This window comes from Apilactobacillus bombintestini (assembly GCF_003627035.1).
In the GTDB taxonomy this organism is placed as follows: Bacteria; Bacillota; Bacilli; order Lactobacillales; family Lactobacillaceae; genus Apilactobacillus; species Apilactobacillus bombintestini.
Map to the genome: position 1 here is coordinate 1,020,842 of NZ_CP032626.1, position 14,521 is coordinate 1,035,362.

General features: G+C 33.7%; 16 protein-coding genes, 1 other RNA gene and 1 other annotated feature. Of the genes, 3 read left to right on the forward strand and 14 right to left on the reverse strand.

Features of this window, described 5'->3' with window-relative positions; genetic code table 11:
* Nucleotides 1-9: 9 nt before the first annotated feature.
* From D7I45_RS05090 to D7I45_RS05130, 9 genes are all read right to left on the reverse strand, one after another.
* Nucleotides 10-336 carry a cyclic-di-AMP receptor gene (locus D7I45_RS05090; protein WP_120784651.1) on the reverse strand — a complete coding sequence of 109 codons (327 nt, stop codon included), beginning with the start codon at nt 334-336 and terminating at the stop codon, nt 10-12.
* A 15-nt stretch (nt 337-351) separates the two neighbouring features.
* Nucleotides 352-996 (reverse strand): dTMP kinase, encoded by a 645-nt coding sequence (gene tmk / locus D7I45_RS05095; protein WP_120784652.1) that lies wholly within the window; start codon nt 994-996, stop codon nt 352-354.
* A 113-nt stretch (nt 997-1,109) separates the two neighbouring features.
* Nucleotides 1,110-1,358 carry a YaaL family protein gene (locus D7I45_RS05100; RefSeq protein ID WP_120784653.1) on the reverse strand — a complete coding sequence of 83 codons (249 nt, stop codon included), beginning with the start codon at nt 1,356-1,358 and terminating at the stop codon, nt 1,110-1,112.
* A gap of 11 nt (nt 1,359-1,369) precedes the next feature.
* On the reverse strand, nt 1,370-1,969 hold the full coding sequence (gene recR, locus D7I45_RS05105) for a recombination mediator RecR (RefSeq protein WP_120784654.1): 600 nt from the start codon (nt 1,967-1,969) through the stop codon (nt 1,370-1,372).
* A 21-nt stretch (nt 1,970-1,990) separates the two neighbouring features.
* Nucleotides 1,991-2,302, reverse strand: a complete 312-nt coding sequence (locus D7I45_RS05110) for a YbaB/EbfC family nucleoid-associated protein (protein WP_120784655.1) — start codon at nt 2,300-2,302, stop codon at nt 1,991-1,993.
* A gap of 15 nt (nt 2,303-2,317) precedes the next feature.
* Nucleotides 2,318-4,141: a DNA polymerase III subunit gamma/tau gene (gene dnaX / locus D7I45_RS05115; protein ID WP_120784656.1), complete on the reverse strand. Its 1,824-nt coding sequence runs from the start codon at nt 4,139-4,141 to the stop codon at nt 2,318-2,320.
* A gap of 123 nt (nt 4,142-4,264) precedes the next feature.
* Nucleotides 4,265-4,361, reverse strand: an RNA gene (gene ffs / locus D7I45_RS05120) — signal recognition particle sRNA small type.
* Nucleotides 4,362-4,388: 27 nt separating this feature from the next.
* The gene (tadA, locus tag D7I45_RS05125; RefSeq protein WP_120784657.1) at nt 4,389-4,883 is read right to left on the reverse strand and encodes a tRNA adenosine(34) deaminase TadA; all 495 of its coding nucleotides are present in this window, start codon (nt 4,881-4,883) and stop codon (nt 4,389-4,391) included.
* On the reverse strand, nt 4,876-5,481 hold the full coding sequence (locus tag D7I45_RS05130; RefSeq protein ID WP_120784658.1) for a class I SAM-dependent methyltransferase: 606 nt from the start codon (nt 5,479-5,481) through the stop codon (nt 4,876-4,878). Before D7I45_RS05130 ends, tadA begins: the two co-directional genes overlap by 8 nt.
* 178 nt (nt 5,482-5,659) lie before the next feature.
* On the opposite strand from D7I45_RS05130, the gene D7I45_RS05135 reads away from it, so the two are divergent.
* From D7I45_RS05135 to nrdF, 3 genes are all read left to right on the forward strand, one after another.
* Nucleotides 5,660-5,887 (forward strand): redoxin NrdH, encoded by a 228-nt coding sequence (locus tag D7I45_RS05135; RefSeq protein ID WP_120784659.1) that lies wholly within the window; start codon nt 5,660-5,662, stop codon nt 5,885-5,887.
* A gap of 125 nt (nt 5,888-6,012) precedes the next feature.
* The gene (gene nrdE, locus D7I45_RS05140) at nt 6,013-8,178 is read left to right on the forward strand and encodes a class 1b ribonucleoside-diphosphate reductase subunit alpha (RefSeq protein ID WP_120784660.1); all 2,166 of its coding nucleotides are present in this window, start codon (nt 6,013-6,015) and stop codon (nt 8,176-8,178) included.
* 22 nt (nt 8,179-8,200) lie between these two features.
* Nucleotides 8,201-9,175, forward strand: coding sequence for a class 1b ribonucleoside-diphosphate reductase subunit beta (nrdF, locus tag D7I45_RS05145; protein WP_120784661.1), 975 nt, complete (start codon nt 8,201-8,203; stop codon nt 9,173-9,175).
* A 152-nt stretch (nt 9,176-9,327) separates the two neighbouring features.
* Here the strand turns inward: nrdF and mprF are convergent, their stop codons facing one another.
* From mprF to rplK, 5 genes are all read right to left on the reverse strand, one after another.
* On the reverse strand, nt 9,328-11,922 hold the full coding sequence (mprF, locus tag D7I45_RS05150; RefSeq protein ID WP_422664723.1) for a bifunctional lysylphosphatidylglycerol flippase/synthetase MprF: 2,595 nt from the start codon (nt 11,920-11,922) through the stop codon (nt 9,328-9,330).
* 132 nt (nt 11,923-12,054) lie between these two features.
* The gene (rplL, locus tag D7I45_RS05155) at nt 12,055-12,417 is read right to left on the reverse strand and encodes a 50S ribosomal protein L7/L12 (RefSeq protein WP_120784662.1); all 363 of its coding nucleotides are present in this window, start codon (nt 12,415-12,417) and stop codon (nt 12,055-12,057) included.
* 45 nt (nt 12,418-12,462) lie between these two features.
* On the reverse strand, nt 12,463-12,972 hold the full coding sequence (rplJ, locus tag D7I45_RS05160) for a 50S ribosomal protein L10 (protein WP_120784663.1): 510 nt from the start codon (nt 12,970-12,972) through the stop codon (nt 12,463-12,465).
* Nucleotides 12,973-12,998: 26 nt separating this feature from the next.
* Nucleotides 12,999-13,118 (reverse strand) — a sequence feature (ribosomal protein L10 leader region).
* 72 nt (nt 13,119-13,190) lie between these two features.
* On the reverse strand, nt 13,191-13,883 hold the full coding sequence (gene rplA / locus D7I45_RS05165) for a 50S ribosomal protein L1 (RefSeq protein ID WP_120784664.1): 693 nt from the start codon (nt 13,881-13,883) through the stop codon (nt 13,191-13,193).
* Between the two features lie 97 nt (nt 13,884-13,980).
* On the reverse strand, nt 13,981-14,406 hold the full coding sequence (gene rplK / locus D7I45_RS05170; RefSeq protein WP_034531902.1) for a 50S ribosomal protein L11: 426 nt from the start codon (nt 14,404-14,406) through the stop codon (nt 13,981-13,983).
* Between the last annotated feature and the right edge of the window lie 115 nt (nt 14,407-14,521).

A 14,521-nucleotide genomic window follows, 5' to 3' on the forward strand; every position in this document is an offset into this window, starting at 1 on the left:
TGGTCCCCATTAAAAGCGATAAAAATTGTCCATAGGCATTTCCATTACGGTTGCACCGCCTACTTCAATTTTTACAGGATATGAGGCATCAGATACCCCACCATCTAAGTTAACTGGAGGAGTCATGTATTGTTCACGTTTGCTGGATACTTTCTTAATAATATCTAACACGTCTTGTACTCTATTATCTTCAATTCCAATCATAAAGGTGGTGTTTCCAGACTTCAAAAAACCGCCAGTTGTGGATAACTTAGTTTGGTGTACATTACTCTTTGCAAATGCATTTTGAAGTTTGTTAGCGTCTTTATTTTGTACAATCACAATTAAAAGTTTCATCTCAATGCACCTTCCTTAGTCTTTAAATTCATTTACATATGGTTGTAAAATCTTCATCACATCTTCATAAACATCATCAATCGATTGTCTAGCATCCACTGCATAAATACGATCTGGGTATTCTTTCATCAATCTTTGATATGCATCATGAACTCTATGATGAAAATCAATGGTTTCAACGTCTAATCTATCGATATCATTTTCATCACGATTTTGAGCGATACGTTTCAAACCATCTTCTACTGGTAAATTAAAATAGATAGTTAAATCAGGTAAGAAGCCATCAGTAGCAAATTGATTCATATCATTAATTGCTTTTTCACCAATGTTTCTTCCACCACCTTGATAAGCGATAGAACTGTCTAAATAGCGATCACAAATAACTAATTTGTTATTTTCTAGCGCTGGTTTTACAGTTTCTACTATATTTTGGCGACGAGCAGCAGCATATAATAATGCTTCTGTTTTAGGATCCATATCTACATTATTACGATCCAAAATCACTTGGCGAATACTTTCCGCGATTGGATTACCACCAGGTTCTCTACTTGTAACCAAATTATCTTTCATAGTGGCTTCTAAATGTTTTAACACCATATTTAGGATAGTGGTCTTTCCTGCACCATCTGTTCCCTCAAATGTTATAAACTTACCGGACATATTCTTACCTCGACTTTCAACTTTCTACTTTCATTGTACTTTAATTTATATCTTTCAACAAACGAATTACAAATAAAAAGTGTCTTAATTCAAAAGAATAAAGACACCTTTATTTAGTAATCAATAACCGAAGATTGAATTCGATTATTTGAAACATTACGTTCTCTAGCTTCACGATACAAGAATAAATACTTTTGACGTGCTAAGCGAGTTTGCGCAACAATTTCACCATCAACTTCAGAAATAGCTTGTTCTGTTTCTGCAGCTTGATCCCATTCATCTTTAGCTCTATCGATAGAATCTAACAAAAACTCATCATATTGTCTTCCCACATTTTTAGGAAATCTTCTAAAGCCTAACATTTCTATCTCTCCTACATTTCAGTTCTGCCTGAAACCGCTCTAGAAAGAGTCATTTCATCGGCGTATTCGATATCACTACCTACTGATAATCCATGTGCCAATCTAGTAACCTTAATACCTGCTGGCTTAATTAATCTAGATAGATACATTGCCGTTGCTTCACCTTCAGGAGTAGCGTTAGTAGCAATAATCACTTCTTTGATTTCACTATTACTTTGTAGGCGTTTAATTAACGATTTAATATTTAAATCTTCTGGTCCTTTACCTTCTATTGGTGATAACACACCATTCAAAACATGATATAGGCCATGGTAATCTTTCATTTTTTCCATAACCATTATGTCTTTAGGTTGTTCAACAACCAATACTTGTGATTGATCACGATTTTTATCACGACAAATAACGCAAGGGTCTTCATCAGTTAAATTTCCACAAACAGAACAATACATTAACTTGTCCTTTGTTTCATTTAAAGCTGAAGAAAACTTCTTTACATCATCCTTATTCATATCAACCACATAATATGCTAATCGAATGGCTGTCTTATGACCAACGCCAGGTAAACGCATGAAACTATCAATTAATTTAGCAATTGGTTCCGGATATTGCATATTTTACCTTCTTTATTTTAATTACATTCCTGGAATACCTTTTGTGTATTTACCTAAAGAATCTTGTGTAGTTTTTTCAATTTGTGATAATGCATCATTTACAGCACTGATAACTAAGTCAGAAGTCATATCAGGATCTTCTGGATCTAATGCTTCTGGTTTAATCTTCATGTCTTTCATCTTTCTGTCACCAGAAAAAGTTACTGTAACCATATCTTCAGGTGCTTTACCAACAAATTCGGTGCTGTTAATTTGTTCTTGTTCTGCACCCATTTGTTTTTGTAATTGTTTTACCTGTTTCATCATTTTTCCCATGTTCATACCATTCATCATAATATCTACATCTCCTTAATCATCTTTAATATCTAATATATCTTTCCCAAATAATTGGGTAGCTTGTTTAACAATTTTAGGTTCTTTTTCATCTGTTTCATTAACATTATCAGGTTTTTCTTCAGAATTTTCAACAGATGATTGTTCATTTTTATCACTATTTTCACTAGTAGGTCTATCATTGTTTTTCTGTGCAACAATGTATCCTTTTCTAATTTCTGGCCATTTATCACCAGGAATAAATACTATCTTAGGAACATATCCCAAAATGGAATCTAGTGTATTATCCAATGCATCACTTAATTCTCTATCATTATTAGCTTTAGTAAATAAGAATGGATATTCAAATGATACTACTACCCCATCGTGACTAGCTGCCACTGGTTTAGAAACATTCATCATCGCACGTTTAGTTACATCTAAATGTTGCAACAATTCATCCCATATACCTTGCACATTTACTAAATCTTTTCTAGTAGCATTATCAAGTATTGGATAAATTTGTGTTAAGTTAATATGTTCATCATTACCACGATGAGCAGGAGCTCTATGTTGTGTTGCCTGTGCATGTTCTACAGGTTGACTAGCAGTATTGTTTACTGAGCCGCCAGAACTTTGTGATAATTTTTGAACTTGATTTTGTAAATTAGAAATTTCTTTCTTTAGTTCCGCTACTTCATTATTATTAACGGCTGGTGCACTTGGTTTAACGTTAGTTGCAGAATTAGCAACGGTTTGTGTATTAACTTCTTGATCACCAATAGTACCTAACTTAACAGTTAAGACATCCAAATATACATCTGGGTGCATGGTATAACGCATTTGATTTTGAATATCATTTAAATCCACAATCATTTGATAGATGGTAGTAGGTTTAATTTCATCAGAAATCTTTTTAAATGAATCATCCATAACACCTAATTCAGATTCTTCCACCATTTCAGGTGATTGTTGATATAACAATAAATCTTGGCAATATTTAATAACGTCTTCTACAAAACGTGCTGCATCCTTACCTGACTCCAACATTTCACGAACATTCAATAACGCATCTTTTACATCATTGTTAATTACGTTCTCTAAATATTTTGCCAGTAAATCTTTAGTAACTGTTCCAGTTACTTCCAGTGCATTCTCATAGCTAACCTTATCCATTCCAAATGACAAAACCTGATCTAGAATACTCAAAGCATCACGCATTCCACCTTCAGCGGCTTTAGCAATGACTTTTAATGCTTTGTCATCATATTCTATATCCTTTTGATTCAAAATATATTCCATTCTATCCAAAATATCTTTAGAAGTGATTCGCTTAAAATCAAATCTTTGCATTCTAGAGATAATTGTAGCTGGAATCTTTTGTGGTTCCGTAGTTGCTAATATGAAAATTACATGAGCAGGTGGTTCTTCTAGTGTTTTTAGCAATGCATTAAAAGCACCTGTAGAAAGCATGTGAACTTCATCAATAATGTAGACTTTATAAGTAGCCTGTGTTGGTGCATATTTAGCTTTATCACGAACATCTCTAATTTCTTCTACCCCATTGTTAGAAGCAGCATCAATTTCGATTACATCATTTAAAGTTCCATTAGTAATGCTTTTACAAATTTCGCATTCATTACATGGTTCCCCATCTTTTTGATTAGGACAATTAATGGCTTTTGCTAAAATTTTAGCAGCTGAAGTTTTCCCCGTTCCTCGTGGACCGGCAAATAAATAAGCATGGCTCAATTGATTAGTTATAATCGCATTTTTTAACGTCTTCGTAATGATATTTTGACCAATAACATCATCAAAACGTTGCGGTCTCCATACTCGATATAAAGCTTGATAACTCATGGAAAACTTCCTTTCAAAAAACTTGTTACATTCATTATATATTCTATCGAATAAATATGCCATGATTGCCATAATTTTATGTAAAAAAAATCTCTTAGCCAGCAATTGACTAAGAGTTTATTTGTATAAAAAACAAGAAGCACAAGCGTAGAATACTTAGTGCTGCTTCCTCTCGGATCTGACACGGTTCGTAAACACAACTTTGCTTCAAGGCCTTACGGCAATAATTATATTAACTTATTTGGAACTATTTTTCAACCATATTTGCTCTTTTTTGTGCTTTTCTTTTTTTACGAGCTTTTTTGAAAAAGTCTTTCATAATTTGTCCACATTCAGTACTTAGTATGCCTCCTTCAGCATGTACCAAATGATTCAATCGACTGTCATTAAAAACATTATATAAACTTTCGGCAGCCCCTGCTTTATAATCAGGCGCACCATAATAAACATTTTTAACCCTTGCATTAATGATTGCTCCTGCACACATCAAGCAAGGTTCAATCGTTACGTATAAATCACAATCAGCTAAACGCCAACTTCTTAGATTTCTACATGCCTCATCTATTGCCACCATTTCAGCGTGATCAATAGTATTTTGACTATGTTCTCTTAAATTGTGTCCACGTCCAATTATTTTTCCATCGTAAACTACAATTGCACCAATTGGAACTTCTTGTATTAATGCAGCCTTCTTAGCTTCCTGAAGTGCTATTTTCATAAAGTATTCTTTATTTTTATCCATTATAAACACTCTCTAAAATGTAGTATCCCTTGTTCTTCTTAATGATTTCACAATTACCAAATAATGACTTCATTAATTTTTTAGCTGATGGAGCCCCTTGTTTCTTTTGTAAAACTACAGTTAGTGTTCCATTTTCCACTAGATGTTGTGTAGCACCAGAAATCATTGCATCTACTATTTTCTTACCAGCCCTTACTGGTGGATTAGTTACGATAGCAGCAAATTTGTTTTCTACATTTTCATAAACATCAGAATTATGAATATTAACATTACTTACATGATTTTGTTCAGCATTATTTTTAGCTAAGGACAATGCTAAATTATTAACATCTACCATTTCAAAATTACGATCAGGATGAACTTTGGCTAAAGAAATACCCATAGGTCCATATCCACAACCTAAATCCAAAATATCTCCGGCAGGAATTTTATCAAAATTAACATTTTCTACTAAAGTTTTTGAACCAAAATCAACAGTTCTTTTAGAAAAAACTCCATTGTCTGTAGTAAAGGTTAATGTGTTCCCTAATAAATCAAAATTCCATGTATGAAGTTCATGGACAACATGTGGGTTCGGTGTATAATAGAATTCGTTCATTTTTATATCAGATCCTTTTAGAAAAAAATAATAATTTTTGCTGAAGCACTGTATTTAGTAGAGTAGGCGTTATTCGACCACTAAATATGGTGTTTTTTAATTTGATTTTTTTATTTTCTGGTGTAGAATTTTATATATAAATTAAATCAATCGGACGAAAAAAGAAAGGAAGATTACCATGGCTAAAGTAACTGTGTACTCAAAGAACAATTGCATGCAATGCAAAATGACTAAAAGATTTTTAAGTGAACATGATATCGATTTTGAAGAAAGAAACATTAATGAACAACCTGAATATGTTTCTTATCTAAAATCTAAGGGATTCATGTCCCTACCAGTTGTTGAAGCCGATGGTATTGACGCCATTTCAGGTTTCAGACCAGATCAATTGAGTCAACTTGCTTAATTAGTTAGACTTAACTAATCCATTATAATATAAATACATTAATGGCGAAACCGCTAATGGTCTCGCCATATTTTATCTAATACAATTAATAATATATATATTTTTTATGAAAGAGTGGTTTGAACATGTCGTTAAAAGATTTGAAGGATGTAACCTATTACGATTTGAATAATGAGATTAACATTCCAAAGGATAACAAAATCCAATTGGATAAGGATAAAGAAGCGCTCGAAGCCTTTATCAAAGAAAATGTTAAGCCTAATTTGAAAACTTTTGGTTCTCTAAAAGAAAGATTCCACTTCTTAGTAGAAAATGACTACTTAGAAGCTGGATTCATAAAAAAATACAATTTTTCTTTCATTGAAAAATTGTATGACTACCTAAAGAGCCAAAACTTTCATTTCAAATCATTTATGGCTGCTTACAAGTTTTATGCTCAATACGCTTTAAAGACAAATGATGGTAATTATTACCTAGAACAATACATTGATCGTGTTGCTACTAATGCTTTGTTCTTTGCAGATGGTAATGAAGAATTAGCTATGAATTTAGCTGATGAAATCATTCACCAAAGATATCAACCTGCCACCCCTTCTTTCTTAAATGCAGGAAGAAAACGTCGTGGTGAATTTGTATCATGTTTCTTAATTCAACCTACTGATAATATGAATACTATTGGTAGAACTATTAACTCTGCTCTTCAATTATCACGTATCGGTGGTGGTGTAGGTATCAACTTATCTAACCTACGTGCCGCTGGTGATCCAATTAAGCATATTGAAGGAGCTGCTTCTGGTGTAGTTCCAGTTATGAAATTACTTGAAGATAGTTTTTCATATTCTAACCAATTAGGACAACGTCAAGGTGCCGGTGCCGTTTACCTAAGTGTATTCCATCCCGATATCGTTTCTTTCCTATCAGCTAAAAAAGAAAATGCCGATGAAAAGATTCGTGTTAAGACTTTATCACTAGCGGTCACTGTACCTGACAAGTTCTATGAATTAGCTAAAAATGATGAAGACATGTACTTGTTCAGTCCTTACGATGTTGAACGTATTTATGGAAAGCCATTCTCTTACGTTGACATTACCAAGGAATACGACAACATGGTTAACAATGATGAAATTAAGAAAACTAAGATTAGTGCTCGTGAACTAGAAACTGACATCAGTAAGTTACAACAAGAATCTGGTTACCCATACATCATCAATATTGATACTGCTAACCGTGATAACCCTATCGATGGAAAGATTGTTATGAGTAACTTGTGTTCTGAAATTATGCAAGTTCAAGAACCATCAACTGTTGATAACCAACAACATTACACTGATTTAGGTACTGATGTATCATGTAACCTAGGTTCTACTAATATTGTTAACTTAATGGCTAGTCCAGACTTTGGTAAATCAGTTGACTCAATGGTTCGTGCTTTAACATTTGTAACTGATCATTCTCATATTGATGTAGTACCTTCCATTCAAAATGGTAATGACTTATCTCACAGTATTGGTCTTGGTGGTATGGGACTTCACAGTTTCTTAGCTAAGAACAAGATTCAATATGGTTCTGATGAAGCTATTGAATTTACTGGTGTTTACTTTATGTTATTAAACTACTGGACACTAGTTGCTTCCAACAAGATTGCTACTGAAAGAAACCAAACTTTCCACAATTTTGATAAGAGTAAATATGCTGATGGAAGTTACTTCGACAAATACATCAACAAATCATGGGGTCCAAAATCTGATGTAGTTAAATCACTATTTGATGGCATCTTCATTCCTCAACCTAGCGATTGGGAAGCTCTTAAGAAGAATGTTATGGAACATGGTTTATACCATCAAAACAGAATGGCAGTTGCTCCTAATGGATCAATCTCATACATTAATGATTCAACTGCTAGTTTGCACCCTATCATTAGTAAGATTGAAGAAAGATATGAATCTAAGACTGGTAAGATTTACTATCCAGCTCCATACTTATCTAATGACACTATCAAATACTATCAATCAGCTTACGATATTGATATGCGTAAAGTTATCGATACCTATGCTGCTGCACAAGAACATGTTGATCAAAGTTTGAGTCTAACTTTATTCATGCGTTCCACTATTCCAGAAGGTTTATACGAATGGAAAGATGGTCGTACTAATAAAATGACTACTCGTGACTTAACTATTCTAAGAAATTATGCTCACGCTAGAGGCATTAAGTCACTTTACTACGTAAGAACTTACACTGATGATAACCAAGAAGTCGGTGTCAACGAATGTGAAAGTTGTTCAATCTAATTAGATAGGAGAATATATAACAATGGATAATTACAAAGCTATCAACTGGAATGCTATTAGTGATCAAATTGATAAAGCTACCTGGGAAAAATTAACTGAACAATTTTGGTTAGATACTAGAATTCCTCTTTCCAATGATTTAGCTGACTGGAGAACTCTAGATGATGACCACAAATGGTTAGTTGGACATGTCTTCGGTGGCCTTACCCTTCTAGACACTCTTCAATCACAAGATGGAATGGCAGCTCTTAGAAAAGATGTAGCTACTCCACATGAAACAGCTGTATTAAACAACATCCAATTCATGGAATCTGTTCATGCTAAAAGTTATTCATCTATCTTTTCTACTCTAAATACTCCAGAAGAAATTTCTGAAATCTTCGACTGGAGTGATTCAGAAGAATTTCTACAAAACAAAGCTAAACGCATTTATGATTTATACCATGATGACTCTAATCCACTAAAAAAGAAGATTTCTAGTGTATTCCTAGAAACTTTCTTGTTCTACTCTGGTTTCTACACACCACTATGGTATTTAGGTCACAATAAGTTACCTAATGTTGCTGAAATTATTAAATTAATTTTGCGTGATGAATCTGTTCACGGTACCTACATTGGTTACAAATTCCAAATTGGTTTTAATAAATTAAGCGATAATCAACAACAAGATCTAAAAGACTGGATGTACAACTTCTTATATGACTTGTACTCTAACGAAGAAAAATACACTCATATGCTATATGACCAAGTTGGTTGGAGCGATGATGTACTTAAATTCATTCGTTACAATGCTAATAAGGCGCTTATGAACTTAGGTCAAGATCCTCTATTCCCTGACACAGCTGAAGATGTTGATCCAATCGTTATGAATGGTATCTCCACTTCCACTGCTAACCATGACTTCTTCTCACAAGTTGGTAATGGTTACCGTCTAGGTAAAGTTGAAGCAATGAAAGACAACGACTACAAGATTTGGTATCCAAAAGATAACAAATAATATTAATAAAAATCACCATAGAATTATCTATGGTGATTTTTTTATACAAATATTCAAAAGCATCTATTTTTCACAAAAAATGGTCCACACTAGACATTTAATTATCTAATGTGGACCATTTTATATCCATTAACTTGATTAGCTAATAGACACTATTTTTTAAGCATTTTACATAACCATGATTTCTTACTTTCATTTGTATCAATATGTTCATTTACTAACTTCAATAATTGAAGCATGGTAAATACTAGTGAATTACCACGACGGTATGAAATATACTTAGGAGCCCATTTACTAACATATTTTTCTTTATATGATCTTAATCCTTGGAAGCTATAGAAAGCAGTACCATATTTGTAGATTAAGTTACAAATCTTTTCATCTAAGAAACTGTATCTAGATTCACCCACGTTGGATAATGGAGCCATTCCTAGATTAAAGAATTTGTATCCTTCATCCTTTACGTAGTTAAATAAATTAATAAATATTCCATCCATAATACCTGATGGTGCAGCTTCACTTGATCTCATTAGATCAATAGAAGTCATTTCATGATCACCAGTTGGCATAATGTTAGCAAAAGCTACTACTTGGTTATCTTTATCTTTCATAACTGCAATAGGAGCTTGATTTAAATAATATTTATCAAAGTAACCTAGAGAGAATCCTTTTTCTGGTTTTCCATGTAACCAGTCATCAGAAACATCCTTTAGTTCTTTAATAAATTCATCAGAAAATGGTGGTTGAATAATTTCAAATTTATATTCATCACGATCAAATTTATTCATCAAAGCTCTTTCACCACGATGCTTTTTACCAGAAATACTGAAAGTATCTAAAGCAACGTGTCCTTCTTCCCCTGCTTTTGTAAAACTAAATCCTTTTTCGTGTAGTAACATAGTTAATTCTTCACCAATTTCATAGAATACTAGTGAATAACCAATATTATCACTATCATCGATAAATTGATCAATGGCAGGTTCTAGCTTATCAAGATTACCAATAGGTTCACCCATTACAATAATCTTGTTAGCACGACATTTATACATAAAGAATAATTGATCTTTTCCATCTTCTTGATAGAAATAGATACTTTTATCTCTTACATATGCTAAATGACTAACTTCATTTCCACCAAAGTCATTAATTACATTGCTTACACGTTCAGCATCGAATGGTTGATCTAACCAATCTACCTTGCTGTAGGATAAGAAACGGTAAGTTAAGACTAAAATCAAGCAGGCTAATATTAATCCTAAGAATCCAGCAAACCATACTTGTGGTGATGGGAATAAATAAGAATTAGTCCAATGGAATACCGCAAATTTGAAATTAGTTAATAATCCAATAATTGCGTAGATTACAAAAGAAATTCCAAAAATGAATAAATCAACTAATGCATGTCCCCATGAATAAGTGAATTTATCACGATATAGCACACCATAACTTAACCATAAACAAATTACTAAAATTAATGATAGTACTATCATTACAGGTGGAAAATCTTCTTTCCAAAGAGTATTTCCCATTGAAATTAATAGAATAACAGTTGTAGGCCAGAAAGCCTTTTTAACTTTAGAACCAAATCCACGGGCAAATCCAATTAATAGGAATGCCACAATAACAGTTGTTAATTGATCTAAAAAGTAGAACGAGTATGGTTCTAATGAAACATAGAATCTATTAACTAATACTAAGTTAGGAATAACTGCTAATAATAACATCATTATTCCTGAGAAATACATAAACACGGTAATAAATACGTGTGCTAACTTTTGTACAATTAACTTAGGAATATCATCTAAGAAATTGTTTAATCTTTGTAAAATATCAAAAACTAGGAAAACGATTCCTAATGCGACTGGGAAAATGTAGTAGAAAGCACGATATAATAGCAACCATACAGCTGCACTACTTGGAGAAACTCCAATAAAAGTTAATCCTAGTAACATAGTTCCTTCAAAACTACCTAATCCACCAGGAACTAAGGAAGCAACCCCTACTACGTTGGCTACAACGAAGACTGGAAATACTGCTATTAAATTAATAGGTTGATGCATAAATGCACCAATAATCATAAATAATCCAGCACATCCTAGCCATTCTAAACATGAGCCTAAAATAAGTTGTAATTCTAATTTAAGGGTCAAGTCTTTGAAATATTCAGAGTCATTTTTTCTAGTGAATAGTAAAAGAATTGGGAAGTATAATCCACCTAAGACTAATACTATCCACCACCACCAATCATGACTATTAGTTCCGAAACCGAAGCTAAACATCATAATTAACGCAATCCAACAATAAGTTGACAATCCAGCTAATAAGAATATTACTATCTTCGAAATTGCATATAATATTTGTTTTTTAGTGGCATTTTTGCTATAAAAACTCGATCGCATACTAGCACCTAACACGCCACCAAATCCGGCGATATTGGTTAAGGTATTAGTAATCCAACCCGTCTTTGCAATATATGTTTTCTTAAACTTTCCTGGTAGAAAATCAACAATTGTGAAATCATATATCAACATTGGTGATACAGCAACAAATCCCAATATTATCATTATAAATATTGACCAAGGTGAAAGTGTTGCAAAACTTCTTTCCATTTGTTCTCCACTAATTTCACGTGATACTGAGAAAATAACATGTACCACGACAACAAGAACAAAAAGTACAAAAAGCACTTTCACTAAAGTCATGTGTCGATTAATCCAATCTGCACATTTCTTAAATAAAGCTTTCAATTACGTTTCCTCCAAATCAGTAATTAACTACATTATCTCAATTTATAATAAACATAACAAGCAATATTGTGAAAAAAGAAATAAAAAAAGATGTGTGATAGAATCACACATCTTTTTCGTAAGAAACAAAAATTACTTAACAGTAACTTCTGCACCAACTTCTTCAAGTTTTGACTTGATGTCGTTAGCTTCGTCTTCTTTAACGTCTTCTTTAACAACTGAAGGTGCGTTGTCAACTAAGTCTTTTGAGTCTTTTAGACCTAAACCAGTGATTTCACGAACAACCTTGATTGCCTTAACCTTTTGGTTACCAGCACCAGTTAGTTCAACAGTGAATGAGTCTTTAGCAGCACCATCAGCACCACCAGCAGCTGGAGCAACAGCTGCTTCAGCTGAAACGTCGAATTCTTCTTCAATTGCCTTAACTAAGTCGTTTAAGTCAGTGATTGAAGCTTCTTTAATTTGTTCAATAATGTTATCTTTATCAAAAGCCATTTTAATTTCCTCCAATTTGGATATTTATAATTTTAGTTTATGAGCTTAGGCTGCGTCGCCATCGTCGCCCTTTTCTGCAACTGCTTTAACAGCAACAGCGAACTTGCGAACAGGTGATTGTAACATGATAGCAAGTTTTGTAATTGATTCTTCGCGAGTTGGTAGACTAGCGAATTCGTCAATTTCTTCAAGAGTAGATACCTTGTTTTCAAGAACACCACCCTTGATTTCAACAGCATCAGTATTGTCAGCAAAGTGCTTTAATACCTTAGCTGGTGCAATAGGATCTTCATCAGAGAATGCTACGGCAGTAGGACCCTTGAATAAGTCTCCTAGTTCTTCGTAACCAGCATTCTTTGAAGCACGTACGGCAATGTTGTTCTTAATAACGTTGAATGAAACACCTGCATCACGTAATTGTTTACGTAAATCAGTAACTTCGGCAACGTTCAAACCACGGTAGTTAACTACAATAGCAGTATCAGCATTGTTAAACTTTTCTGTAATAGCATCTACACGTTTTGCCTTAGCGTCAATTACTTCCTTTTTTGGCATATATTTCACCTCCCAAACTTTTTTTGGGATTTAATAAAAAATCCCTATGCCTACCTAGACATAGAGAAACCGTTTTAATGTCCTCGTTGGGAAATATTAAGACAAATTATTGCCACCCAAGTCTTAGGTAGATATCAAATTTATAACAAATAGTAGTTTACTATATTTATATAACTTGGTCAATAGGGATTTTAAAATTCCAAATTAATCTCTTAACTTTAGAATGATTCTAGATCAACCTTAACACCTGGTCCAAAGGTTGTTGAAACTGATAGGTTCTTAATGTAAGTACCACGAACTGAAGCTGGACGGTTCTTAACAATTAAGTCTTCAATTGTCTTGAAGTTACCAACTAATTTATCAGCATCGAATGATGACTTACCAATGATAACAGCAACGTTACCATCACGGTCAGTACGGTAAGTAACCTTACCTGACTTAGAATCTGAAACAGCTTTCTTAACATCCATAGTAACTGTACCAGTCTTAGGGTTTGGCATTAGACCTTTAGGTCCAAGTACACGTCCTAAACGACCAACTTGAGCCATCATGTCTGGTGTTGCGATAGCAACATCAAAGTCTAACCAACCATTTTGAATCTTTTCAGCTAAATCAGCGTCACCAACAACATCTGCGCCGGCTTCTTCAGCTTCTTTAGCCTTGTCACCTTTAGCAAATACAACAACTTTTTGGTCTTTACCTGTACCATTTGGTAGTACAACAGCACCACGTAATTGTTGATCAGCTTGTTTAGTGTCAACATCTAAGTTAAATACAACTTCAACAGTTGAATCGAACTTAGCAAAATCAATTTTCTTAACAAGTTCAACAGCGTCTTCAACTGAGTAAGCCTTGTTACGGTCTACTTGTTTAAGAGCATCTTGATACTTTTTACCTCTTTTTTGAGCCATCTGTGTTTTCCTCCTTGCAATTGTGGTTGTAACGGATAAACCTCCCACATAGCACCTAAATTATAGGTGCTATGGTACTTACTGAAAAAGTATTGAATTAACCTTCAACAGTGAATCCCATACTACGAGCAGTACCTTCGATCATACGCATTGCGGCTTCAACATCAGCTGCGTTTAGATCTTTCATCTTAGTTTCGGCGATTTCCTTAACTTGGTCCTTAGTTACACTAGCAACCTTGTTAGTATTTGGTTCACCGGAACCATGTTCAACACCAGCAGCCTTCTTCAATAGAATTGAAGCAGGTGGTGTCTTAGTAATGAAATCGAATGAACGATCTTCATATACAGAGATTACAACCGGAATTAAATATCCTGCTTGATCAGCAGTACGAGCATTAAATTCCTTAGTGAATCCCATAATGTTGATACCAGCTTGACCCAATGCAGGTCCAACTGGAGGAGCAGGTGTTGCTTTACCCGCAGGAATTTGCAATTTAACTACGTTAGCTACTTTTTTAGCCACGAGACATACCTCCTTAAGTCCGTGTGTGGTAAAAATTGGAGATTATATTTCTCCTCCCACTTAGTATGCACGAGCATACAAAATATAATATAACACTTTAATATAAATTTAACAA

What these genes read in the sequence shown, in the direction of transcription:
- D7I45_RS05090 (WP_120784651.1), bottom strand. Translation starts at nt 336, where the DNA reads ATGAAACTTTTAATTGTGATTGTACAAAATAAAGACGCTAACAAACTT.
- tmk (WP_120784652.1), bottom strand. Translation starts at nt 996, where the DNA reads ATGTCCGGTAAGTTTATAACATTTGAGGGAACAGATGGTGCAGGAAAG.
- D7I45_RS05100 (WP_120784653.1), bottom strand. Translation starts at nt 1,358, where the DNA reads ATGTTAGGCTTTAGAAGATTTCCTAAAAATGTGGGAAGACAATATGAT.
- recR (WP_120784654.1), bottom strand. Translation starts at nt 1,969, where the DNA reads ATGCAATATCCGGAACCAATTGCTAAATTAATTGATAGTTTCATGCGT.
- D7I45_RS05110 (WP_120784655.1), bottom strand. Translation starts at nt 2,302, where the DNA reads ATGATGAATGGTATGAACATGGGAAAAATGATGAAACAGGTAAAACAA.
- dnaX (WP_120784656.1), bottom strand. Translation starts at nt 4,141, where the DNA reads ATGAGTTATCAAGCTTTATATCGAGTATGGAGACCGCAACGTTTTGAT.
- tadA (WP_120784657.1), bottom strand. Translation starts at nt 4,883, where the DNA reads ATGGATAAAAATAAAGAATACTTTATGAAAATAGCACTTCAGGAAGCT.
- D7I45_RS05130 (WP_120784658.1), bottom strand. Translation starts at nt 5,481, where the DNA reads ATGAACGAATTCTATTATACACCGAACCCACATGTTGTCCATGAACTT.
- D7I45_RS05135 (WP_120784659.1), top strand. Translation starts at nt 5,660, where the DNA reads ATGGCTAAAGTAACTGTGTACTCAAAGAACAATTGCATGCAATGCAAA.
- nrdE (WP_120784660.1), top strand. Translation starts at nt 6,013, where the DNA reads ATGTCGTTAAAAGATTTGAAGGATGTAACCTATTACGATTTGAATAAT.
- nrdF (WP_120784661.1), top strand. Translation starts at nt 8,201, where the DNA reads ATGGATAATTACAAAGCTATCAACTGGAATGCTATTAGTGATCAAATT.
- rplL (WP_120784662.1), bottom strand. Translation starts at nt 12,417, where the DNA reads ATGGCTTTTGATAAAGATAACATTATTGAACAAATTAAAGAAGCTTCA.
- rplJ (WP_120784663.1), bottom strand. Translation starts at nt 12,972, where the DNA reads ATGCCAAAAAAGGAAGTAATTGACGCTAAGGCAAAACGTGTAGATGCT.
- rplA (WP_120784664.1), bottom strand. Translation starts at nt 13,883, where the DNA reads ATGGCTCAAAAAAGAGGTAAAAAGTATCAAGATGCTCTTAAACAAGTA.